The organism is Tenacibaculum sp. E3R01 (assembly GCF_003318185.1).
Lineage (GTDB): Bacteria > Bacteroidota > Bacteroidia > Flavobacteriales > Flavobacteriaceae > Polaribacter > Polaribacter halocynthiae.
On sequence record NZ_QOCC01000016.1, the window covers coordinates 40444 to 64886 of the forward strand.

27 protein-coding genes are annotated in these 24443 nt (G+C 28.5%); 9 read left to right on the plus strand and 18 right to left on the minus strand.

Translation table 11 applies throughout. The features are described 5' to 3' along the window. The 6 genes from DS884_RS03915 to DS884_RS03940 all read left to right on the plus strand — a co-directional run bounded on the left by DS884_RS03915 (nucleotide 1) and on the right by DS884_RS03940 (nucleotide 4855). Nucleotides 1-381, plus strand: coding sequence for a hypothetical protein (locus tag DS884_RS03915; RefSeq protein WP_113785866.1), 381 nt, complete (start codon nucleotides 1-3; stop codon nucleotides 379-381). Nucleotides 382-437: 56 nt separating this feature from the next. Then, on the plus strand, nucleotides 438-881 hold the full coding sequence (locus tag DS884_RS03920; protein ID WP_093870011.1) for a Spy/CpxP family protein refolding chaperone: 444 nt from the start codon (nucleotides 438-440) through the stop codon (nucleotides 879-881). Nucleotides 882-951: 70 nt separating this feature from the next. Next, complete coding sequence (locus tag DS884_RS03925) at nucleotides 952-1839, plus strand: hypothetical protein (protein WP_113785867.1); 888 nt, start codon at nucleotides 952-954, stop codon at nucleotides 1837-1839. 83 nt (nucleotides 1840-1922) lie between these two features. Continuing rightward, complete coding sequence (locus tag DS884_RS03930; protein WP_093870013.1) at nucleotides 1923-2786, plus strand: M23 family metallopeptidase; 864 nt, start codon at nucleotides 1923-1925, stop codon at nucleotides 2784-2786. Beyond that, complete coding sequence (locus DS884_RS03935) at nucleotides 2787-4280, plus strand: GH3 auxin-responsive promoter family protein (protein ID WP_093870014.1); 1494 nt, start codon at nucleotides 2787-2789, stop codon at nucleotides 4278-4280. It begins immediately after the preceding gene. A gap of 17 nt (nucleotides 4281-4297) precedes the next feature. After that, nucleotides 4298-4855 carry an MOSC domain-containing protein gene (locus tag DS884_RS03940; protein WP_113785868.1) on the plus strand — a complete coding sequence of 186 codons (558 nt, stop codon included), beginning with the start codon at nucleotides 4298-4300 and terminating at the stop codon, nucleotides 4853-4855. Here the strand turns inward: DS884_RS03940 and DS884_RS03945 are convergent. The 10 genes from DS884_RS03945 to DS884_RS03990 form a co-directional block, all read right to left on the minus strand. Beyond that, nucleotides 4852-5196, minus strand: a complete 345-nt coding sequence (locus tag DS884_RS03945) for a VOC family protein (RefSeq protein ID WP_113785869.1) — start codon at nucleotides 5194-5196, stop codon at nucleotides 4852-4854. The two genes, DS884_RS03940 and DS884_RS03945, sit on opposite strands and share 4 nt — an antisense overlap. A gap of 49 nt (nucleotides 5197-5245) precedes the next feature. Next, a complete protein-coding gene (locus DS884_RS03950) occupies nucleotides 5246-6487 on the minus strand; it encodes an RNA polymerase sigma factor (RefSeq protein ID WP_093870016.1) in 1242 nt (413 codons plus the stop codon). Next, nucleotides 6487-6837 carry a YciI family protein gene (locus DS884_RS03955; protein ID WP_233487104.1) on the minus strand — a complete coding sequence of 117 codons (351 nt, stop codon included), beginning with the start codon at nucleotides 6835-6837 and terminating at the stop codon, nucleotides 6487-6489. The genes DS884_RS03950 and DS884_RS03955 overlap by 1 nt, the downstream gene beginning before the upstream one ends. A 111-nt stretch (nucleotides 6838-6948) precedes the next feature. Next, complete coding sequence (locus DS884_RS03960) at nucleotides 6949-8067, minus strand: transglutaminase domain-containing protein (RefSeq protein WP_113785870.1); 1119 nt, start codon at nucleotides 8065-8067, stop codon at nucleotides 6949-6951. Between the two features lie 56 nt (nucleotides 8068-8123). Then, nucleotides 8124-8855, minus strand: coding sequence for a DUF4097 family beta strand repeat-containing protein (locus DS884_RS03965; protein WP_113785871.1), 732 nt, complete (start codon nucleotides 8853-8855; stop codon nucleotides 8124-8126). Nucleotides 8856-8898: 43 nt separating this feature from the next. Then, the gene (locus DS884_RS03970; RefSeq protein ID WP_093870020.1) at nucleotides 8899-9717 is read right to left on the minus strand and encodes a DUF4097 family beta strand repeat-containing protein; all 819 of its coding nucleotides are present in this window, start codon (nucleotides 9715-9717) and stop codon (nucleotides 8899-8901) included. Nucleotides 9718-9735: 18 nt separating this feature from the next. Then, nucleotides 9736-10503 (minus strand): HEAT repeat domain-containing protein, encoded by a 768-nt coding sequence (locus DS884_RS03975; RefSeq protein ID WP_113785872.1) that lies wholly within the window; start codon nucleotides 10501-10503, stop codon nucleotides 9736-9738. Nucleotides 10504-10517: 14 nt separating this feature from the next. Next, nucleotides 10518-11057 (minus strand): RNA polymerase sigma factor, encoded by a 540-nt coding sequence (locus DS884_RS03980; RefSeq protein WP_113785873.1) that lies wholly within the window; start codon nucleotides 11055-11057, stop codon nucleotides 10518-10520. A gap of 146 nt (nucleotides 11058-11203) precedes the next feature. Then, on the minus strand, nucleotides 11204-13081 hold the full coding sequence (locus DS884_RS03985) for a hypothetical protein (RefSeq protein ID WP_113785874.1): 1878 nt from the start codon (nucleotides 13079-13081) through the stop codon (nucleotides 11204-11206). Between the two features lie 62 nt (nucleotides 13082-13143). After that, nucleotides 13144-13863, minus strand: a complete 720-nt coding sequence (locus DS884_RS03990) for a hypothetical protein (protein WP_113785875.1) — start codon at nucleotides 13861-13863, stop codon at nucleotides 13144-13146. A gap of 356 nt (nucleotides 13864-14219) precedes the next feature. On the opposite strand from DS884_RS03990, the gene DS884_RS03995 reads away from it, so the two are divergent. Beyond that, a complete protein-coding gene (locus DS884_RS03995; RefSeq protein ID WP_093870033.1) occupies nucleotides 14220-14645 on the plus strand; it encodes a hypothetical protein in 426 nt (141 codons plus the stop codon). 6 nt (nucleotides 14646-14651) lie between these two features. On the opposite strand, the gene DS884_RS04000 is transcribed toward DS884_RS03995, so the two are convergent. The 8 genes from DS884_RS04000 to DS884_RS04035 all read right to left on the minus strand — a co-directional run bounded on the left by DS884_RS04000 (nucleotide 14652) and on the right by DS884_RS04035 (nucleotide 19831). Next, complete coding sequence (locus DS884_RS04000) at nucleotides 14652-14864, minus strand: hypothetical protein (protein WP_093870034.1); 213 nt, start codon at nucleotides 14862-14864, stop codon at nucleotides 14652-14654. A gap of 1 nt (nucleotide 14865) precedes the next feature. Further along, nucleotides 14866-15573: a hypothetical protein gene (locus DS884_RS04005; RefSeq protein ID WP_093870035.1), complete on the minus strand. Its 708-nt coding sequence runs from the start codon at nucleotides 15571-15573 to the stop codon at nucleotides 14866-14868. A gap of 46 nt (nucleotides 15574-15619) precedes the next feature. Continuing rightward, a complete protein-coding gene (locus tag DS884_RS04010; RefSeq protein WP_093870036.1) occupies nucleotides 15620-15802 on the minus strand; it encodes a hypothetical protein in 183 nt (60 codons plus the stop codon). Nucleotides 15803-16229: 427 nt separating this feature from the next. Next, entirely contained in the window at nucleotides 16230-17792 is a 1563-nt protein-coding gene (locus DS884_RS04015) for a S41 family peptidase (protein WP_113785876.1), read from the minus strand. Continuing rightward, a complete protein-coding gene (locus tag DS884_RS04020) occupies nucleotides 17785-18210 on the minus strand; it encodes a deoxycytidylate deaminase (RefSeq protein WP_093870038.1) in 426 nt (141 codons plus the stop codon). The genes DS884_RS04015 and DS884_RS04020 overlap by 8 nt, the downstream gene beginning before the upstream one ends. 58 nt (nucleotides 18211-18268) lie before the next feature. Continuing rightward, nucleotides 18269-18850: a HupE/UreJ family protein gene (locus DS884_RS04025; RefSeq protein WP_093870039.1), complete on the minus strand. Its 582-nt coding sequence runs from the start codon at nucleotides 18848-18850 to the stop codon at nucleotides 18269-18271. A gap of 10 nt (nucleotides 18851-18860) precedes the next feature. Further along, nucleotides 18861-19367: an Lrp/AsnC ligand binding domain-containing protein gene (locus DS884_RS04030; RefSeq protein WP_410529724.1), complete on the minus strand. Its 507-nt coding sequence runs from the start codon at nucleotides 19365-19367 to the stop codon at nucleotides 18861-18863. Between the two features lie 53 nt (nucleotides 19368-19420). After that, the gene (locus DS884_RS04035; protein WP_093870041.1) at nucleotides 19421-19831 is read right to left on the minus strand and encodes a BrxA/BrxB family bacilliredoxin; all 411 of its coding nucleotides are present in this window, start codon (nucleotides 19829-19831) and stop codon (nucleotides 19421-19423) included. Between the two features lie 160 nt (nucleotides 19832-19991). Between DS884_RS04035 and DS884_RS04040 the strand changes: the two genes are divergently transcribed. After that, complete coding sequence (locus tag DS884_RS04040) at nucleotides 19992-20744, plus strand: TerB family tellurite resistance protein (RefSeq protein WP_113785878.1); 753 nt, start codon at nucleotides 19992-19994, stop codon at nucleotides 20742-20744. Between the two features lie 567 nt (nucleotides 20745-21311). Further along, nucleotides 21312-24443: beta strand repeat-containing protein (locus tag DS884_RS04045; protein WP_158530815.1), on the plus strand; the 3132-nt coding region annotated here is incomplete at its 3' end.

Here is a 24443-nt window from a genome sequence, read left to right on the forward strand (position 1 = left end):
ATGAACGTACAAAGTGATAACTTTATCTATCGAAATACATTAGATGTGAATTCAGAAAAAATACATAAAAAAGATTTAGGACTAAGTGTGCCAGACGGTTATTTTGAAAAATCAAAAAACTCAATACTTAGTGAAACTATTGGTCAAAATAAAAAAGGAAAAATCATTTTTCTTTCTAAGAAAATGTACATTTGGTCTGCAGCTGCAGTAATAGCATTATTATTTGTTTTAGTTGTATATAATCCTTTTGATAATGTAGGCTATGAATTAGAGAATGACATTTTAATAGCATCTATTATAGAAGAAGAATCTGATATTGATGATTTGTTAGATGAATATGTAAATGAAGAATTACTTACAAAAGAAGTTTTTGTAGAATAGATTACAACTTTTTTAGAATATAAGGGTCTAAAGAATAGAGTTTAATAAGATAAAAGATGAGAAGTTTGAAAGTTATAGGAATTATTTTAATATCACTTTTTTTAAGTGTGTTTAAAGTGTATTCTCAAGATTTACAAGGAGAGTTAAACCTTTCAGAAGAGCAAAAAGAGTTATTAAAGACTCAAAAAAAATTAATTAAAAAACATAGGAAAGCGTTTAAAGAAACACTTTCACAAGAACAATTAACAATATTAAAAAATAGTTCTTTAACAAAAGTAGAAAGACAGATAGCTTTAAAAAATACACTTACTTCTTTCCAAAAAAGAATTATAAAGCAAAATAATGTGAGTGTAAAAAATGTAAAAGCTAAGTTTAGAGCAACATTAACACCAAAGCAACGACAACAATTAAAGCGAAGGGTTGGGAATAAAAAGAAAATGGTTAGAAAAAATATAAAAAAAAATTTAAATAGAGAGAAAAGAAGAAGAATAAGGAATTGATAAGATTTTTATAAACTTGTTTTATTTTAGTGGTTGAAAGTTCAACCACTTTTTGTATTTTTAAATTATCATGAAAAAACTATGCTTAAAATTTTTGTTACTATTTAGTGTTATAGCATCATATGCTCAAGAAAAACAAAATGAAAGTAATGAAGTAGATGTAATAACAGAAGAAGATGAAATCTTAGATAGTTTATTTAATGATGAAACTATTGAAGACTTATTTAAATTATCTGAAAATTTAGATTTTTTACATTTTTCAATTAATTATAATAACAAAACATATTTTTCTGGAAGAGATATTGGAATAGATCAATTTTCTATAACTCCTCAAATAAACTATATTCATTCGAAAGGGTATTTTGCAGGAATTTCTGGTGTTTATTACAATGAATTAGAACCTAAATGGGATTATACTTCAATAACAGTTGGTTATGGGAAACGATTTGGTAAGAATAAACAATTTAGGTGGTCAACTTATTATGATAGGTATTTTTTTAGTGAACCAAGCAACAATCCTTTAAAGAACGCAATAAATTTTAGTTTAGAGTTAGACAACAAATCAAGAACTTTAGGAACTGAATTAGCTACAAGTCTATTATTTGGAAGTGAGAGTTCTATTCAAATAGTATCGTCTAGTTATGGTGAAATTTCATTAACGAAAGGAAAGAAAAATGAATTAAAATTTAGACCAGAATTACGACTTATTGTAGCTCAACAAACAATTCAATTAGCGCAAACTTTTACTTTTAGAGATCGAGTTTTTACTGTGTATAAACAAAACAATGAATTTGGGTTATTGAATGCACAGTTTTTATTACCTCTTCAATATTCCTATGCCGGATTTGATTTTGAAGCAGGGTATATTTTAAATCTTCCATCAGCTTTAGAAGGAGAATCTAATCTTAAAACTACAGGGACATTTATGTTTTCTGTAGCATATTTATTAGGATTATAACAAAATTTTAATACTTCTGTAAGAAAAGAATTGAAAAATTTTCGTTGTATATTTGAAATCCAAACTTACTATATTACTTAACTGTGGCCAAAAAACATAAAAAAGGAAAGTTAAAACAGAAGCTAACAGACAAATACAGATTGGTTATTTTAAATGAAGATACTTTTCAAGAGCGATTTTCTTTAAAATTATCAAGATTAAATGTATTTGTTTTTGGTGGTTTGTTTTCAATATTATTAGTGATGTTAACAACACTAATAATAGCTTTTACTTCATTAAGAGAATATATACCGGGATATTCTTCAACATCATTAAAAAAGAAAGCAACCCGTTTAATTTATAAGGCAGATTCATTAAAACAAAAATTAACAGTTTTAGAGAATTATACAAGAGCTATTAAGCCAGTTTTAACAGGAGAAATAGAACCAGAAAAAATAGACTCTATTATAAGTGATGGAATGGGAGTAGTTTTAGATGAGAAATTATTACAACCTACTAAAAAAGATTCAGTTTTTAGAGAAAAAGTAGAAAGTAAAGATAGATTTCCTTTAACCGAAGGAGGTTTAAATAGAGCAAAAAATGTATTCTTTTCTCCATTAAAAGGAAACATGTCTCAAGAATTTGATGTTAACGAAAAACATTTTGCTGTTGATATTGTTGCTCAAACTGGTACTCCTGTTATGGCAATTGCTGATGGTACAGTTATTTTAGCAGAGTGGACTGCTGAAACTGGTTATGTAATTATGTTACAGCATACGAATAAGTTTATTTCTGTTTATAAACACAATGGAACATTGTTAAAAGAACAGGGAGAAATAGTAAAATCAGGTGAGGTAATAGCAAATGTAGGTTCAACAGGTGAGTTATCTACAGGACCGCATTTACATTTTGAGTTATGGAATAATGGGTACCCAGTAAATCCAATAAATTATATAGATTTTCAGTAAATGAGTATTAAATCAAAATTAGCAATACCTTTTGCTAAGCAAGTAAGAAAACGAGTTTATAAATGGGCTAATAATCCGCATCAAACTCAAGAAAAAGTATTTGAGTACTTAATAACTGAAGGGTGTAAAACGGCTTTTGGAAAAGATCATGATTTTATATCTATTAATACTTATGAAGATTTTAAAAAACGTGTGCCTGTAAATGATTATGAAGGTTTACGGAGTTATGTTGATAGAATTGTAGAAGGAGAAGAGAATGTACTTTGGAAAGGTAAACCTATTTATTTTGCAAAAACATCTGGAACAACATCTGGAGCCAAGTATATTCCTATAACTAAAGAGTCAATGCCAACTCATATTAAGGCAGCACGTAACGCATTGTTATTTTATATAGCAGAAACTAAAGATGCTAGTTTTGTTAATGGAAAAATGATATTTCTTCAGGGAAGCCCTGTGTTGGAAGATAAAAATGGTGTAAAATTGGGGCGTTTAAGTGGTATAGCAGCACATTATGTGCCAAATTACTTGTTGAAAAATCGTTTACCAAGTTGGGAAACAAATTGTATTGAAGATTGGGATACAAAAGTAGATAAAGTGGTTGAAGAAACATTACCGGAAGATATGACGGTAATTAGTGGGATTCCATCATGGGTTCAAATGTATTTTGAAAAACTAATTGATAAAACAGGAAAAACAATTTCTGAGATATTTCCGAATTTTAATTTTTTCGTGTATGGAGGAGTGAATTTTGAACCGTATAAGAATAAGTTTGAAGCGCTTATAGGGAAGAAAATAGATTATGTAGAGTTGTACCCAGCATCAGAAGGATTTATAGCGTATCAAGATTCTCAAACGGAAAAAGGAATGTTATTACAGTTAAATTCAGGAATTTTTTATGAATTTATTCCAGCCACTGAATTTTTTGAAGATAGTCCAACAAGAATATCATTAAAAGATGTAAAAATTGGAGTTAATTATGTAATCATTTTAAATACTTCTGCCGGTTTATGGGGGTATAATATTGGAGATACAGTAGAGTTTACATCACTAAAACCTTATAGAATTAAGGTAACTGGACGTATTAAGCATTTTATTTCTGCTTTTGGAGAACATGTTATAGGAAAGGAAGTAGAAAAAGCATTAAATGAAGCTATTATTGGTACCGATATAAATGTTAGTGAATTTACGGTAGCACCGCAAGTAAACCCTGAGGACGGCTTACCTTATCATGAATGGTTTATTGAATTTGAAAATGAACCAAACAATATTGAAGAATTATCTTTAAAGATTGATGCTTCTATGCAAGCACAAAATATATATTATCAAGATCTAATTGAGGGAAAAATATTACGTCCACTAGTTATTAGAAAAGTAAAAAAAGGGGGATTTCATGAGTACATGAAATCTATAGGTAAATTTGGAGGACAGAATAAAATACCTCAGTTGTCAGATAATCGTAAAATTGCAGATGTTTTAAATGATTTTCTGCTTTAATTATAAATAAATAAAGAATGAAAATAATAGCTACAAGCATAGGAGAACGTAAAGAAGTAGATTGGAAAGGAAAAACGATTACTACTGGTATTTTTAAATTTCCTGTTGAAAAAGCTATTTATTTAGATGTTGAAGAAATAAAAGGAGATGCTATTTGTAATAGAGAAAGCCATGGAGGAGTAGATCAAGCTGTATATGGGTATTCTCAAAAACATTATGAGTATTGGAAAGAATTTTATCCAGATTTGGAATGGCAACATGGAATGTTTGGTGAAAATTTAACAATTGACGATTTAGATGAAACTGAGATTCATGTAGGAGATACTTATAAAGTAGGGGAGGCAATATTAGAAGTAACTAAGCCAAGAGAGCCATGTATGAAACTTGGAGTTCGTTTTAATAATATGAAAATTGTAAAGCAATTTTGGCAACAGAATTATTCAGGAATTTATTTTAAAGTTTTAGAAACTGGTTTTGTAAAATCTGGAGATCAGTTTATACAGATAAAATCATGTACTGACGCTAAAACTATTGCTGAGGTATATAATGAAAAAAGAACTAAAAATAAATCTTAATTATCTGACCAAACAGCGAGCTCATTTCCAGAAGGATCAGTAAAATGAAATCTTCTGCCACCAGGAAATGAGAAAATATTTTTAGTTATTTTTCCTTCAAATTTGACAATTAAATTTTGAATGCTTTCTAAGTCTTTATGATATAATACGACCAATACCCCATTTTTTATTTTCTTTTCAGATTTTTCAAACCCTCCTTCTACACCACTATTTGAAAAAGCAACATAGTTAGGGCCATAATCGGTAAAAAACCACTCAAAAGTATTGATGTAAAATGTTTTTATCTTTTCAAGATTACTAGCTGTAAATTCTATATAATTTATGTGATTGTTGGTATTCATTTACTATAGTTTTAGTCAATGTAATTTCAGTGAAAGATAGAACTAAAAACTAAAGGTTATACATTACTTTTCTCTTTTTTAGTAGGTATTCTTTTTCTAATGAATTATTTACATTTTTTAAAGAAATATCAATATATTTTATAGCTTCTTTAATTTTTCCAGTTTGATAAAAGAACTCGGCTTTGGCTCCAAAATATAAATAAGAGCGTTGCCCTAAATCAAGAGGAGTAATTTTATCAAAATAGTAATTAGCTTTAATATAGTTTTTACTTTGTAAACACACTACAGCCATACTTAATAAATGTGAAGTTGTTGGTTGTAGTTTATATAAGTGTTGATACCATTGTAATATTTTATTCCAATTTGTTTGCTCAAAGTTAGGTGCTTTAATATGTTCAGCTATTATAGCAGCTTCATAATGATAACAAGAAAATTCATCGTTTTCTACAGCTTTATTCATCATTGCATTTCCTAATTGTATTAAAGGAAAAGACCATTTGTTTCTATCTTGAGTTTTTAAATCGAGTAATTCGTTTTCAGTATTTATTTTTGCATCTAAGCGAGCGGCATGAAAACACATTAAAGCAAACAATGCATAACTAGCAGAAATATTTGTGTGCTTATTTTTTAATAACATTTTACATAAACGCATAGCTTCACCGCACAATTCTTTTTGGATTAAAATTTCTTTTTTATTAGAATGAAATCCTTCATTAAAGATGAGGTATAAAATTTCTAGAACACTTTCAATTCTAATAGGTAATTGATTTCCAGTTGGTATTTTGAATTGTAAGTTTGTTTTCTGAATGTTTTGTTTAGCCCTTAATAATCTTTTTTTTATGGTTTCTTCTTTAGTCAATAAAGCAGAGGCTATTTCTTTTATACTAAATCCAGAAATGGTTTTTAAGGCAAATGAAATTCTATCTTTTGCATTTAAACTTGGATGACAAGCAGTGAAAATCATTCGTAATTGAGCATCCTCAATTTCAGTATCTAAAAAAAGGTCATTGATAGAAATAGCTTCAATGCCATTTTTAATTTCCGGGATATATTTCTTTTCAGCTTTTAATTTTCTAAATAAATCTAAAACTCTATTTTTTGCAGCATGAGTTAACCATGCTTCAGGATTATCAGGTTGCTGATTACGCCAACTTGTACTTGTTTTTAAAAAAGTATCTTGAACAGCATCTTCTATAATTTCAAGATTAGATAATCCAAAAATTCGAGTTAAAACAGCAACCATCTTCCCGCTATGATGGCGGAAAAGATGATCTATGAGTTTAGAATCCATTAACTGTCAAATACCATAATTTCACGAATTTCTACCGTGTTTCCTAAGTCGTAATCAGGGAAATCTTGCGCAATTTCTTGTACTGAATCAAAATCACTAGCTTCAACTAAATAATAACCCCCTACAATTTCTTTAACTTCAGCTGAAGTTAAATCTGTAACTGTTCTATTTTGTCCAACAATACGTCTTATTTGTGATGTTAAAGCTTCTCCACCACGTAAGATACCAGCCTTTTCCATTTTCTCACTCCATGCAAACCATTTTTCCATGCGATTTTGTATTTCTTCTGGAGAAAGTCCAAGATCAGTGTATTCAGTTCCAACAAAAAGCATCATAAATTTTTTCATCATTTAAAGTTTTAAAGTTTTGTATTAGTAAGACGTTTTCCAAAAATAAAAAAGGACACTTTTTTTAATTTTATTTCAAAATTAAATTATGAATACTAATTTAACTAAATAATTTTAATGTGGTTTGGCGTAAAAATCTTTTAAAGAGTTTGTATAGATACAATAATTGATTTTAGAACTCCAAAAATCAATTTTCCTTGGATTAGGAGCTTCAGTTGGTACTAGCATTAGGGTTGTTTTATCATTTATTTTCTGTTGATTAATGTCAGTTCCAATTAAGTTTCGATGATCTAAGCTAGTATCTAAATAGTATAAATAATCATATACAAACTCAGTATATGATCTTTTTGATACTTCTTTTAAGCTAGTTAGCTCTAGGTTTTCATAGTTATTAGTTAATGCATTTTGAAACTCAACAGCATTTAAAGGAATATTATTTAAAGTAGGCATAACATTGAACTGACCATCTACAAATGCCCATTTTTGTATATCATTAATAAAAACCTCAGTAGCTACATGTCCGGGAGAAGATTTTCTTGTTTCTACATCTTTAGTTTTTAAATAAATAGTTCTAGCCTTAAAACCTGCATTTTCTAATTGGGCTTTTAGTACGATTGCATAGGCAAAGCAAGGAAATCTACCTCCAGCTTTAGCTTCATCTAAAATAGTAATTGGGTCTGATTTACTTGGTGAGTTATTTCCGCTATGTTTCCATCTAGCATTTGTCCAATCTAAAATTTTCACGATTTTTTCAGTGTCGTTAGATTTTTGATCGATTAAGTTTTGGATAGGGTATTTTGAAGCAAGTTTTGTTAGATATTGATTTTCTTTGTTGTTTTCATACAAAATAAAGAGACTGTCATTTTTAGAAGTAATGTTATGTTTTATTTCTTCCCTCGAAAAAGAAGTCCCTTTAATTATTGTATGTGCATATATAGAATCATTTAAGTGTACATAAAAATCATACGATTTCCCTTCAAAAACATCAAAAGAAATGCTATCCATGTCTGTTTTGAAAACGAACTTTTCAGGATTGGAAAGGCATTGTATTTTCAAAGTATCATGCTTTACTTGTGGAGCAATAGACCATCTTCCGTTATACCAGTTTTCTGCAATTTTAAAGCTAGTATTTACAGTTGATGCATTTATTACTGGATGATTGTTGTATGTTTTTGATTCTTTACAAGAAATAAATAAGCCTGTTAAAATAAGTACTAAAAATAGTTTTTTCATAGTTATATATTGTGTTTATTTTATAGACTATAAATATACTTATAAGGTTGCCTTATTTAAATTTTTCTTAACAGAATATCTCCACTAACGGTTTTTAATTTTAAATAAGCAGTACCGTTTTTTATGGTTCCTTGAATTTTATTACGAGATGATCTTTTGCTTTTTTGATTAAAGTCAATATCTAAATCTGAGTACACAGTACCAGTTAATGTTCTTGCTTCAAAAGTAGCATCAGCTACAGCAACATCAATATCACCACTAACAGTTTTTAAATACATGTTTTCTGAGTGTTTTTTTATATCAATATTACCGCTAACTAAATCTAGCGTTAATTTCCCTTGATATGAAGAAACGGCTACATCACCTGAAATACTTTTAACTTTTAAAGTCATTTTTTTAGGTACATAAATAACATAATTAATAACTATATTATTATGGTTAGAACAAAAATTGTAACTGTTACAACCTTTACCACTGTGAGTTATAGTAACTCCTTTTTTATGTTTTTTAAATAAGTTGCCAAAATCAGATTTTACATTATAAATAGCTCCCGTTTTTTTGGTTTCAAATTTAAAGTAGTCATTGTCTTTATTGTCGTTTATATTAACGTTAGCAACTACTGAGATTTCATTTTTATTCCAATTTTGAACTTCTATAGTGTTAGCAAATTTGGTATTTACATACACTTCTTCAATAGAGTTAGAATTTTGTTTTGTTACTACTTTTTTTTGAGCGGTTAGGTTACTAAAAGGCAATAGTAATCCTATGAATAAGAATAAACTTTTCATTTTTTTAGATTTTAAATTACGTGTGAATTAGTTTTTTAAGAGACTATTTTTTTCTAAGATAGATGTCTCCCATTGATGATCTTAATTTAATTTGCACACCACCATTATTAATGGTGCTTACAATTCTTTTTCTACCACTTACATTTTTTAAACCTTCTTTTGTAGGAATGTTAATATCAAAGTTGGTGTACACTGTTTTGTTAGTTTTTATTTCTAAATCTGCTTTTGTTGAAGCAGGAATAGCAATGTCAATTTCACCAACAGATGAACTTATACTAATAGGAGATGATTGATTTACTTTACTAAAATCGATATTAATTGCTCCTGTACTAGAGTGGGCAGTAATAGGTCCAGTAACATTTTTCATGTTTATTTGACCAACGTTTGAGTCAGCTTCAATTTCAGAAGAAAACCCTTCAATATGAATGCTTCCTAAGTTACCTGAATCTACAAAAAGATTAATATTTTTTGGAAGCTCAAGCTGAATTCCATGTCGTTGGAAACGAGATTTTAAATCTTTAACAATTAAGGTGCTTCCTTCTTTTGTTATAGAAAAACCAAACCCATTAGTGTTGTCTTTACCTCCTGGGTAAATAGCGGTTAATCCTTTTCTTTTATCTTTTTTCTTTTGATGATGTTTGTTATTTGAGTGTTCACGATCATTATCTTCTTCACATTGATTATCAGAATGATTACTGTGATTTTTTAATAGTAATGAATTTGTATTCGTTGCTATAACTTTAATTGTAGTGTTTGATAAAATATGTACTTTTTTTACTCCTTGTAAAGAATGTTTGTGTTCTTTGCCTTGAGAAAAAGCAGTGCTTCCAATAAATAATAATAATAGGACTATTTTTTTCATGATGTTTTATAATTTTAATTACAATAAACTTGGTATGTTGTATTGTAGTTCTTGTTTAACATAATTTGGTGTTTCTTCGTTTTCTAGTAGTTTTTTCATGGGTTCGAGCGCTCTTTTTTCTTGTATTTTAGCTAAAATTTGAATTAATTCAATTTGAATAATGGCTTCTTTTTCTGTTTGCAATGCTTTAATTAAAGTTGTTTTCACAAGTTCTAATGATGAAAATTTTGAAAGTGCTTCTGCTGCAGCTAATCGCACATTAACATTTTTATCATAGAATAGCTTATTAACTATGGCTTCAATTATTTCTGTATTATTTTCCGAAAACTTTTTTGAATTTGTTACTCCTAAAATTCGTTTACTAGCCGATTGGTTATCTAATAAAGCAAAAAACTGTTGTTTCTGTTGTGTTTTTTGCTGACTAGCAATTGATGTTTTTTGTTTATTAGACTGCCTACCAATTAAAAAAGCACTTAAAACTATTAAAATACTTGCTGCAATTTTTATATACGATTTCCAATCTGATTTTGAATTTAATGAAATAACTTTAGTGTTTGCTTCTTTAATTTCTTTAGCTAAAAAGTTTTCAAAGCTTATTTTTAATTTATCACTAGGTTTTTCTAATTTATCATTAGACATAACTAAAAGAATATCTTCTAATTTTTTTAATTCATTAGTACAATTATCACAAACTCTTATATGAGTTTCTATTTTTAAATGCTCTTCTTTTGAGAGTTTATTATCTATATAATTAATAAGTTGATTTTGTAAGTCGTTACAATTCATAATATGTTTTTTTATCAACCTTCTATAGTTTGAAAATACATGTTTTTTAATTTCTTTAAAGCCCTATGTGTTTTGACTTTTATAGCTCCTGCTGAACTTCCTAAAATCTCAGCAATTTGTTCGTAATTTATTCCCTGATATCTATGCATTACAATTAATTCTCTATCAGAAACACTCAACTGTTGTAATGATTTTTGTAAATGCTCAATTGCTTCTTTATTTCCTTCTGAAGCTATTTCTTCATTCGAGCTTATTAAATCATCATTAATAATATTGGCTCTTTCTTTTTTGTTTTTTTGATAGTGACTTGTAAAAATATTTCTTGCTATTGTAAATATCCAAGATGCAAAATTTCCACTTTTATAAGATGATTTATATTTTAATATTTTAATAAATACTTCTTGTGTTAAATCTTCACTAATCGTTTTATCACGTAACATTTTCTTGAAAAAATTATAGATGCGAAGATAATATCTATCAAAAATGATGGATAGCTTTTCTAGGTCTCCATTGGCAACTAGTAACATAAGTTCTTCGTCTGTTAAGTTTTTCAATGTGTTAGTTTTGGTTAGTTTCTATCTTTAAAACCATCAATTTACAAAAAGGTTACATTTAGGGTGAAAAAAAATTAAAGAATAAAAAAACTCACCATTGGGTGAGTTTTAAATTATAGTTGATTAAAGTTAAGTTTTACTTAAAGTTATTTAGTTGTATTACAGCTTTCACAGTATGCTTTGCGTAAGTATTTGTCTTCAAGCAACTGAAAGGTAACACCACCTTCTAGTGAAGGATTAAAAAGTTTACAAAAACGATCTTTATTCATGTTAATAGCATTTAGCATGATAGTTCTGTATTCAGTCGTTTCAGTATATGCTGTATTTATGATCGTTAAATTTAAATAATAAAATAGTAAATCTTCATCTATGGTAATACTTCTAGCTTTTTTATCTAATAGTTCAATAGCACTATCTATATTGACATAATGAGTTAAAAATTGAGCTAAACTCAAGTAGTCATAGTTTGAAAGAGGAAACTTTTTATAGTTGTTTAAAATATACTTTACAGAAACATCTTTTTTAGCATAGTCTCTTTTCCTCATTTCTTTTTCTGCTTTTACTATATGAAAGTTTACAAGCATTCGGTCTATTAATTTTTGATTAATGCCATATTTTTTTAAGTTGAAAATTTCCTTTTTAAAATTATTTTCATTGAATGACTTTGCATTGTTTCTCCAAATAACAAACTTTAAAACAGCTAAATTGTATTTTATTCTTTTGTTTTTTGGTGCTATTTTTTCTAATTGCTCTAATTCATGAGTAACAATTAATGTTTGACTAATATTGTTTAAATACTTAACCATACTATTTTTGGTAAGTAGGGTGATGTGTTTTTTTTGCCTAGGAATTTCCATTTTAGTTAAAACTTCTGGAGAATATCTTTCAGCTAACTTTCCTATAATAGTATTTTGAATATTTATTGCTTGTTGTATATCGTTATTAACAATGTTTTCATTAAAAAGCGTTACCAATTTAGTGATTGGCATGTCTTTATATTTATCAATTTTATCGAGTTCTAAAGTAAGTACCGCTTTTCGATGATTTTTTAAATAAGGCTCTAAATCAGTAGCTACTTTACCTACTAATTTCTTTTTTATTTCTTTTTTTGATAGATCTGTAAAATCAGTATAAGCAGTTTCTTCAATGTCATTTAAAAACTCTACCCAATTTTCTGAGGTTTTAACTTCTGTTTGGATATGAGGTTTTTGAAAGGACTGTAGTGCTTTTGCAATACTACTAGCACGTTGATTTTGTAGTTCAGTATTTCTTTTTAAACTTCCTTCAACTGATGCATAAGCTCTAATATTAATTTTTTTAATGTTAAAATCTGTTAGTTGTAAAGAGTCATATAAAGGTTTAATATCTTCAGGTAAATAGGTGGCTTTATTTTTTTTGAAAGGGATAGTGAATTTTAGCGTTTTATATTTTTTTACAAATTTATCTTTTTGAGTAGTTATGCTTTTTGTTTTGTACACTAATGAGTCTAAATATACTCCCATATCTAGTAAATCCCATGGGTATGATTGCAAATTGTATATGTAATAATATTCACACAATGTTCTATTTGATAAAAACAAAATATTAAATTCTAATTCATCTTTTGCAAGCGGTTTGGGTATTTGTCCTACATATACTCTATACCTTTTTTGATAGGGCTTTAAACTTCTTCGTAACTGTTTTGCATATACAGGTTTTAATAAAAGACCTCTTACTTGTTGTGGCTTTACATCTTCATTACATTCATATCTTGTTTTTGGTACAATATCTACAGCTATACCATCACCTGTTTGTTTAAAAAGTTGTGTAAACCACTTTTTGTTATTTATTTCAAAATATAGTTTCGTACCTTCTCTTTTAATACCAAACTTTATTTCTTTAGGTTTTTGCCTAAACATTTTTGAAAAGTATTGGCACTGTTGGTTTCTTTCACTTTGAGTGGTTTGTATTTTTATATCATGTTGGTTTTGACCAAAACATAGGCTGTTTAAAAATAGCGCAATTAGTAGTAGGTAGTTTTTCATAGTTTATTTTAGTAAGAACAGCCTGTCTTTAAAAAGGCTGTTCTTACTTTTTATTTTAAATGTTAGTTAGTAGAAGTTATTCTTTTTTTTATACTTTCTAATAGTTTTTTATCTTGCTTTTTTAAATTATACTCTTTGAGTTCATAAAAATTATATAAACTAGGAGAATCTTTGTTGTATGATTTTATTTCTAAAATTAAACCGGTTAAATTAATGTTTTTGTTTAAATCAAGAATTTCATAATTATTAAAAGGAATTTTTATTTTGTCATTAACATAAACTTCATTAACATCTATAAGCTCACCTAAAGAAGATTGTCTTATTTCAGTGATAACTATTTTATAGGCTTCAATACCATTGATTGTTTTTTTATCATTTCTGTCTACTTCAATTTTATGTTTTATGTTCCATTTCTTTTTTAAACCTTCAGTAACCTCAAAAAACCTTTTGTATTCTTTATTATTTTTATAAAAGAGGGTATGTTTTTTTTGTTTTTCAGGAATAAATAAAATTTTAGTATCAGCAGTTTTTATTAATACAGTATCAGGATAGATATTGAGCTCTACATTAAATGAAAGGTTTTTGAAGCTTTTTATTGCTTCAAAAACCCCTTTTGTAATTAAACTATCTTCTTTGTTTTCGTTTTGAGCATGTAATTCGGTTATCGCAGGATTATCTATTTTTAAAGTTAAAGAATACTTTAAATATCCATCTGTTATATTTTGAGTAAAAGCTGTTACACTCAATAAAAATAGGATTATTAAAAATGTTTTTTTAATCATTTTGTTTAAAATTAAAAGAAATATAATACTAGGTAAAAAAATAAAAGTAAAGGTACTTGAAAATATATATTTGAAGGTAAGTCAACGACTTACTTTTTGTAAGCCATTGACTTACTTATTAAAAACTGTTTTTAAATGGAAATTAAATGAAGAAGTACTATTAGTTTAAAGAATAAAGGATATGAATTGTTATCAATTTTTAATAAAAAGAGTGTTTAAATTTTAAAGGGGAAAATACCTTTTTTTAAGATTATAACAGTACGCTGTTGCTATAGCTAGCCTTAATTTTCTTATATTTGTTACTGTGCAATCCGCTATATTGCATATTCCCAATTTAAAACCTTTCATATTTTATCATGATAATAAACAGAGTTAAAGAATTTATTGAATTTAAAGGTATTACTATTAGTGATTTTGAAAATACTATTAACATTGGTAATGGTGTTTTGAATGAAGCTATTAATAGTAGAACAGAAATAAATTCTAAATGGCTTGTTGTTATCTCTGCAAATTATCCTGAATTAAATTTTAATTGGTTGATTACAGGAAATGATTCGATGTTAAATTTAGAGAATGATTATGTGGTTGATTTGACAGGGGTGAAGAATGAAAATATTTTAGATTATATTTTAATCAATTCTGATAGTTTTAGAGAGGAAACTAAAATTGATGCCGTAGTTACAATATTATCTAACTTTCAACAACAAAGAGAGTTGAAAAAAATGTATGCTAAAATAGAAAGTTATGAAAAACTATTAGAACAAAAACTCAAAAACGAGTAATAGATTTTATAAAAAGTGAGATTTATTTTTGTTTAAAAACGTACTCATTTTTTTATCTAACTTATCGTTTATTTTTGCTGTTTTGTTTTCTTCTTCTATAACTTTTTTAGCTATTTCAATAATAGTTTTCTTTTTAATGTTTCTACGTTGTTCTTTTGTAGTATAAGTCCTCTTTTTTAAGATTCTACGTATTATATTTCTCAGCAGCTTCATACTCATACTAAACTCCTTTTAGTGTTGTTACTATATCATCATCAAATGCATTGGTGTTTTCTTTAACGCTGTCAGCAGAAAGCATAGCCTTATCGTTCCTTTCAGAGTAAAGAGCTTTCAAAGCTACCCGAGGATAATGAACAGTTTTTATTCTATCAATTAATGAAAGTTGTTTTAAAATTAAATCATCTTTATAGGTGTAGTTTTTCACTAAAAAGTAGGTAAAACAACTTGAAAGTGCACCTGCAACTAATAAGATTATTATATAACTATTTTTACTAAAATCGTTATGTGTAAGAAATGTTAAATGAATTACCCAAAAAAAAGAGACTGCTATACCTGTGATTGAAATAAATTGAAATTTAAAAGTGCTTCCATTTACAATATCATGATACAATGATTTACAACTAAAAAGTAGACCTAAAATCACTAATCCAAACATGTAAATCCATAACCTAAAGCTACTTCTACCTCTAAAAGAATGTTCTTTTGCTAGCCTTTTTTTCTTTTTTGTGTAGATTTTTAATTTGTTTTGAGAAAGTTTCCATTTTTCTACCCTAGCTTTTTTATATTCTGATATGGTAAGAGTATTGCCAAGCTCTTTTAATAAGGAGTCTTGAACTTGGTTTCTTTCTTTAATAATTAAACTATAGTTTTTATAATGTTCATTATATTCATCTGAATATTTGTTAAAAAATATATGGAATAAAGACATAGTAACTATACAAAAAGCTACTATGCCTAATATAGTACTTTTAACATTATCCTTCCTCTCCTGTTTCTTGTTGATCTTCTCCTCCAACTGTTGGGTCTTCAGTTGGTTCGATGAGTTGGATGTTATTTTGTCTTTCATTTTGCTCAATTTCCTCTAAAGAATTATCCGTACAACTAGTTAATACTACCATACAAAATACTACTGCTAAAATTGTTCTTAAGTTTTTCATTTTACACTATTTTAAAGTTAATACTAGTGTAAATATAGTAGTAATTGATTGTTTAAAAGAAGTGTTTTGTATTGATTATTAGTCTGTTATAGCAAATAATGCTTTTTCAAACTTACAGCGTTTTTTTATGAAAAACAATACCCAATACCCCTAGTGTAAATCTACGGGGTTTCCCGTAGTTTGCTGTTTTTTTAACATTTTATAAAAGTGAGAATTTAAGCGTAAATATCCTATAAAAACTTGTTAATTAAAGGAGTGTGTAATATAGTTAGAAAATGCATTCAAAAATTTTCGATAATATAAAATAAAAGAAAGAGTGAAATTTAAAAACTAAAAATTCTAGTTTTAGTCTTTTAACTAAAAAAACTAACAATAATCCAGCTATTGTTAGTTTTTTTAAAGGGTGTTTTTATGTGGTTTTTAATGACTATTTTTTAGCTTCAATTTCTAAAACTTTTTGAATCATTTTATCATTTTGCTGATTTAGTTTATATAAACCTTCATCATTATATAAGTCTCTTGCAATTAATATTTTTAGATTTTTTTCTAATTGTTTCTTTGTTCTTTCTGAAACTGTATAATCTTTAAGCTTAGCTAAAAAAGTATTAGATATTTTTTTATCCTTATTAAAGTTTTTGATAAAATCGCCTATTGATAATTTTGATAATTTTTTACGATTTCCATCAACATATTCAAATGCAAAATTATTTAAAGGTCTAAAAAAGATTGTTGGTAAATAAGCTGTAGTATCAACAGCTACAAACATATCAGGAATAATACCACCTCCACCATAAACAATTTTACCTTTTGGGGTTTTAAATTGTAAGCTATCAACTGTTTTTATACTATCCTTGTCAAATAATTCTCCATTGGTATATCTGTTTTGGATATCACTTCTGTAATCAGTCGATTTTTTATCCTTCTTATAAGGTTTCTGTATTGAACGTCCTGTAGGAGTGTAATAACGGGCTGTTGTTAATCTAACTGCTGAACCGTCTCCTAAATCCATTTCTTGTTGTACCAACCCTTTACCAAATGATCTGCGACCAATAATGATACCTTTATCATTGTCTTGTAAAGCTCCTGCAACAATTTCAGAAGCCGAGGCTGAATTTTCATCTATTAATACATATAAGTTTCCATTTTCAAAATCACCTTTTTCAGTAGCAAAAGATTTATTAATATCTCCTTTATTATTTTTAGTGTAAACTATGAGTTTGTCATCTTCTAAAAATTCATCTACAATCTTATTAGCTATGTCAATAAATCCACCACCATTACCACGTAAATCTAAAACTAAACTAGTCATCCCTTCTTTTAATAATTTTTCTAAAGAAGTTTTAAACTCTTTATAGGTATTACGAGCAAAACGATCTAATTTAATGTAACCAATGGTTTCATTTACCATGTAAGCTACATCAACACTCTTAATATTTACTTTACCGCGTGTAATGATAGTATTAAAAGTACTGTCATTTGTTTTTCTGTAAATTTGTAAATCAACATTGGTATTTGGTTTTCCTTTTAGTTTTTTTAGTATTTGAGCAGATTTCAAATTTTTACCATATAAAGTATCGTTATCTGCTAATAAAATTCTATCACCAGCTTTAATGCCTTTTTTTATACTAGGACCACCTTTTATAGGTTCAATTACAGTAATAGTGTCTTCATCCATTCTAAATTGAACACCAATACCTACAAAGTTACCTTGCATATTTTCGGTTACTAATTGGAGGTTTTCTTTAGGAATATACACTGAGTGCGGATCTAATTTCCCAAGCATTTCAGCAATGGCACCATCTAATAGTTTGTCAGTGTTTACATTATCAACATAATCACTTTGAATGTAATCAATAAGTCTTTTGATTTTACGCTCATTAGATGAGTTTTTTCCAATGATGTTTGAGTTTCCTTTACTAAAAAATGTTCCGATAAGAATACCGAAAACAACAGCTATTGAAAAATATATAGGTAAATTGTTTTTATTCATTTGGTAAATGTGTCAGTTCTACTCCTGCTTTTTCTAAAAAATCCAATCCTGAACGATCTTTGTAAGCATCGGTATAAACAACACGTTTAATACCAGCTTGGTGTATAAGTTTACTACACTGTTGGCAAGGAGATAATGTTATATATAAAGTAGCATTAGTACATGATTGGGTTGAAGCTGCAACTTTTAAAATTGCATTGGCTTCAGCATGTAAAACATACCATTTAGTATATCCTTCATCATCTTCACAATAATTTTCAAAACCAGAAGGAGTACCATTATAACCGTCAGAAATAATCATTCGGTCTTTAACAATAAGAGCACCTACTTTTTTTCTTTTACAATGAGATAACTGTCCCCATTCATGCGCCATCTTTAAGTAAGCAATATCGTATTTACGTTGTTTTTTATTCAAGATCTAAAAATTTAGATAAAAAGCTAATTTAGTTAGAATTATAATTTAGTATTGTTAATTTTTACCAAAAAACACGATTAATCATCATTTGAAAAGCAAAACCAATAACTATAGAAGAAACAACAAGTATCCAATCACGGCGATTTACACCTAGTACACTTTGTGATAAAGAACCTATTAATAGTATTGCTAAAACTATTATTACTTGGGCAACTTCAACTCCTAGAGCAAATTCTAATAAAGGAACCAGTTTGTCACTAGACTTTCCAATCATGATTTTAAAATAATTTGAAAAACCAAGACCATGAATTAATCCAAAAAATAATGCGAAAAATAAATTTTGATTCTCCTTCCCAATTGAAGCTTTTTTTGCAGTTAAAACATTCATTAACCCTGTAATGAATATTGTTAAAGGGATTAAAAATTCAACCAAATCAGCTCGTACATTTATAATACCATATGCAGAAAGAGCTAAAGTAATTGAGTGTCCAACAGTAAATAAAGTAATTAACCATAATACTTTTTTCCATTGCTTAAATTGATATACAACAGCTAAAACAATTAAAAAAAGAATGTGGTCATAGGCTTTTATGTCTAAAACATGGAATAAGCCCATTTCAAAATATAAAACAAAATCGTTCATTTTTTAAATATTAAATTTTAATTTGTCGGTTAATTTGTTGGTCTAATGATATAAAAGTTTCTGTTCTAGAAACTCCTTTTATTGTTTGAATATCTTTATTTAATAAATGCATTAAATCTTCATTGTTTTTACACATTATTTTTATAAAAACAGCATAGTTTCCAGTAGTATAATGACTTTCAACAATTTCAGGTATTTCTTTTAATCTTTTAATAGCAGAAGAATATAAACTAGATGCATCTAAAAAGACACCAACAAAAGCTGTAGTAGTGTAGCCTAGTGTTTTCGGGTTTAAAACCATTTTATAACCCTCGATCAAATCTGAATCTTCTAATTTTCTTAATCTTTGATGAATAGCTGCGCCAGAAATTCCAACCTCACGAGCAATACTTAAAACTGGAGTTCTAGCATCTTGAACAAGTCTTTTTATAATTATTTTATCTATACCATCAATTTTAAATTTCTTTGTCATGATTTGTAGTGTGTAAGAGGTAAAATTATAAAAAAAACCACTCATTTGAGTGGTTTTTGTTTTTTATTGTTTTGTTAAAATAATTTTTCAATTAAAATTTAACAAAATTCATCATAAGCTGCAGCTAAATTTTGAGCTATAGCTTGTGCTGATCTACCTTCAATGTGATGGCGTTCTAATATATGAACTAATTGACCATCTTTAAATAAAGCAATAGCTGGAGATGAAGGAGGAAAAGGAATCATATGTTCTCTTGCTTTAGCTGTAGATTCTTTTTCAACACCTGCAAAAACAGTGGTCAAATGATTTGGGCTTTTATCTGCTCCTAAAGAAGCAATAGCACCAGGTCTTGCAGTACCAGCTGCACAACCACAAACTGAATTTACCATTACTAAAGTTGTTCCTTCTTTTGCTAAAGCATTATCAACATCTTCAGCAGTATATAAAGCGTCAAAACCAGCGTTGATTAATTCATCACGCATAGGTTTTACTAATTCTTCTGGGTACATAAATAAAATTTTATACAAAGATACCTCTTTTATACAATTGAAGCAAAATTTTAAAAAAAGGAGTGTAGTTTTTAAAAAGTTACTAAAGTTATAATTCTAAAGAATAAAAAAGGTTTCAAGTTTAACCAAAGAGTGTTTATATTTGATTAAAAATATTTACATGGGGAAATTTGCCAAATGGTTAGGTGCGGGAGCTGGATTTACGTTAGGAGGTCCAATAGGAGCAATAATAGGTTTTGTAGTTGGTAGTTTTATTGATGGAGTTTCTGTTGATGATTTAAAGGAAGAAGAACAAGAGTACAAAGGGCATCAAAATGAAGAAAGTCAATATGTTCAATCTGGAGATTTTGAAATTAGTTTATTAATATTAGCGTCAATAGTAATTAAATCTGATGGGAAAATAGACCAGAGAGAACTAGATTATGTTAGGCAATACTTTGTTAATTTGTATGGAAAAACAAGGGCTAATCATGCATTTAAATTATTTAATGGAATTGTAAAAAGAGAAATTTCTACTAGACAGGTTTGTTTACAAATCAGACAATATATGTCGCATTCATCTCGCTTACAATTACTACATTTCTTATTCGGAATAGCAAATGCTGATGGTAGTATTGATGTTTCTGAAGAAGAAGCTGTAAAAAAAATAGCGTATTACTTATATATTAATGAACGTGATTATAGTTCTATTAAAGCGATGTTTATTTCGGAATCTGAAAGTTCATATAAAATTCTAGAAATACCTAAAACAGCCTCAGAACCTGAAATTAAAAAGGCTTATAGAAAAATGGTGAAAAAATACCATCCAGATAAATTAATAGGTTTAGGGGAAGAACATATTAAAATAGGAAAGCAAAAATTTCAGAAAGTTCAAAAAGCTTATGATGAAATAAAAAAGCAAAGAGGGTTTTAGTGAAAATTATTTTTTTTCAATAAAATTATGTTAATAAATGTTAAAATCATTATATTAGCAGAGATAATATTAAAGTGATAAGAGATTTTTGATGGAACTAAAAGTTTGTTTTATATATAAAATCTTATCAATGCACGGGGAAAGTCAATTTTTTTATAATTAGTTTAAAGCATTTATTTTAAACTAAAAAATAGCTACGTTATAAAAACACCCAATTTGATTTTTTTGTGTAAAAAAAACTATAAAGATTCACTACTATGTCTATAGTTTTTAAAAGAAGAGGTATTCTAAAATTGTTAATTTTTGTAAAACAATTATAGAAATGAGATAGTATATTTTTAATGTGTAAAAAGTACTACTACTACTACTACTACTATTTTGACTTTTATTTTTTCTTAACTAGAAAAAATAAAAATATAGTTTTTCTACTACGCAACATAAAGCGTTTTGTAGCACTAGTTACAATATGCAATCTAACTATTAATAAACTTTTTAGTCCCCCAGATTATGAAGAGAAGTTACTACTATGGCAGTACAAAAGCCACATGTTTAAATATACTATTTAGCATGCTTATTACCTTTCAATGTGTTTTTTCACAAGAAGGAAAAATATTAAATTTAAAGCCAGCTAAAAATTCTGAAGATAATACCTCTTTTTTAGTTCTTAGAGATGCTGAATTTGATGTGTTAAAGAATAGAATTAGTACTAGTAAAATGGCTCCATCTTTTATGTTCTCTATGATGGCTTCACCTACGTTAGACTTAAATGGAATAACTTCAGGAAATAATTATGAATTTCAAGTTCAACCCACAACTTCAAATATATATCCAGTATCGGTTAGTCCACAAGTAACATCAGATGCAGGAATTGCAAGTGCAATAATTAGTTTTACAGGCATAGTTGATACTCCTAATGGAGAACTACTAGCAATTAATAGACCTGGGTTTGATTTATTATGGTTTCAAACACCAGTTTCTGGTCCGTTTGATTATCCAATAGGAGGTTCAACAATTCGAGTAACTCAAACAACAAGCACAACTTTTAGTATAACAGAAACTTCAGGAAATCCGATATCAAATGCTGATTTTCAAACATTTTTGGCAACATTATATTACGGTGATTTAAAAAGCCCTTATACAGATGGTATCCGTACAATGAATGTAGTTATCACAGATACTAATGGAGCTACAGCAAATGCAACTACAACAATAAGAGTTTTTACAACTGCACCTGTAGCTGTTGATGATGTTAATTCTGTTGCTGCTAATTCAACTACAACTATAACAGGAAACGTGTTAACAGATGGAACCAATGATTCTGGGGCTACAGCTATCTCTGTTTCGGAGGTTGATGTGTATCCTGCTAAAGTTGGTAATGCATATACCACATTATACGGTACTATAACTATACAGTCAAATGGTAGTTACGTATATGATGTAGATGAAACGAGTGCATCTGTAACTGGATTAAGAAATGGTGAAACATTACATGATATTATATCATATACCATTGAAGATACAATAGGTATTAAAGATTATGGTTATTTAACAGTTACAATTAATGGGGTAGATGAAGCTCCAAGTGCTTTTGATAATACAAATTCATTAACGGCATTTGTAGATGCTAGTGCTACAGGGAATGTAATTACAGATGTAGGAACAGGAGGAGCCGATGCTGTTGACAGAGGATTGACAACTTTAGTATGGGAAAGTAACTTTACTAGTGGGGAAACCGTTCATGGAAAATCTAAAACTGTAGGAGGAGTAGGAGTTTCATTTATAACTTCAGATCCAGGTGGTTTTGGAACATCGTTTAATCAAACTGTAGATTATACAACAAATGGTGGGCATACAGGATATCTGTTATATAATATTGATGGAACTACTAACCCTACAGATGATACTGTTTTGACTATTAATTTTGACCAACCAGTTTATAACCTTGGTTTTTTATTAGCAGATATTGATTTCTCACAAGGAAGTTTATGGCAAGATCAAATGAAAATTGAAGGGAACCTAAATGGTTTAAATTCTACATATAAATATGTAACTACAGGGGGTGTTGTTGATGCAGGAAATAATACGTTTTATGGTATAGGAAGTGCTGTTCCTGGTGATGCAACTGGTAATGTAAATGTGTTTTTTGAAGAACCAATTAACCAGCTTAAGTTAAGTTATAATTATGGCCCCAATGCTACCGATGCAGATCAAGGTAGCCAGATAGCAGGAGTTTCTGATATTTATTGGCAAGGAGCTAGTTCAGTGTTGGTTTTAAAAATAGGTACAACATTAGGGAATGTAAGTGCTGCAAATTTAGGAACTTCTTATGCTGGTACATATGGAACAATTATTGTCAATGCAGATGGTAGTTATGAGTATATTGTTGATACAACAAATCCAGCTGTGGCTGCTTTACTTGTTGGTCAAACTCTAACAGATACTTTTGTTTATGAAATTTCTGATGGAGTTTCTACAGATACAGCTAACTTAATAATTACAATTAATGGTTCAGGTAATGATGCTGATAGTGATGGGGAAGCGGATAGAGTAGATTTAGATGATGACAATGATGGTATTTTAGATACTGATGAATCATTAGGATGTGCAGGCTCACCTATGAATTTAACAGGTATTGGTTCTACATTAACTACTGGAAGTTATTATGATGAAGAAACTCAAAAAATAATAAATGTAACAATTGCTACAACTGGTACGGTGGATGAAGGAAATGCTAATGGGGATATTTTAATGACGCAAGGAGGAACTGCTACTTTTACTTTTTCTTCTCCTGTAACTGTTTCTATAAAGCATGAAACAGGTATTACAGGGAATTTTGATGCTGGAGATACATGGGAATTGACATCTACAGGTACTTATACTGTGTCTGATCCTAATAATGATTTAACAGTAAATTCTAATTCAGGAGGGGTCTTGAATTTCGATGCTTTAGGTGTAGCTGTTGCTTCTGAAGTATGGGAAATAAAGACAACTACAACTTCTTTGAAGTTTGACTTGAAATCTGGAAATACTAAATCTCCTATTAACTTAGGTTTAATTTGTGGAGGCTTTTTAGATACTGATAATGACGGTATACCGAATCATTTAGATTTAGATAGTGATAATGATAATTGTTATGATGCTATTGAGGCAAATGAGAATGTTTTAGCAAGCCAATTAGATGGTAATGGAAGAATAAATATAGCAAGCCAAGGAGGTATAGATGGGAATGGTGTTCCAAATTTAGTCAATTCAGGAGGTACAGCTGATATAGGAGGAGATCAGGGGCAAGGTACAACTGGAAATGAAGTAATAGCAACAAAAATACAAATTGATACTGAGCCCACAAGTAGTACTATATGTTTAGGGAGTAATGTTACGTTTACAGCCGTAGTTTCTTCATTGAATACAACTACATTTACAGGAACTGCGCCAGGGACTAATCCAGATTACAGTGGTAGTACCGGAACAACTACTGGGTTAATATATAAATGGGAAGAGCAAGTAGGAGGAATTGGAGCTTGGAATACAGTTAGTAATGGAGGTATATATAGTAATGCAACGACAGCAGCATTAACATTAACGAATCCACTTATAAGTGCTTCTACAAATAAATATAGATTAATAGCAACAAGTACAACAAATGTTTGCCAAAGTGTTACTTCTAGTGAAGTTACTTTAACAGTAACTCCAACGGTGACG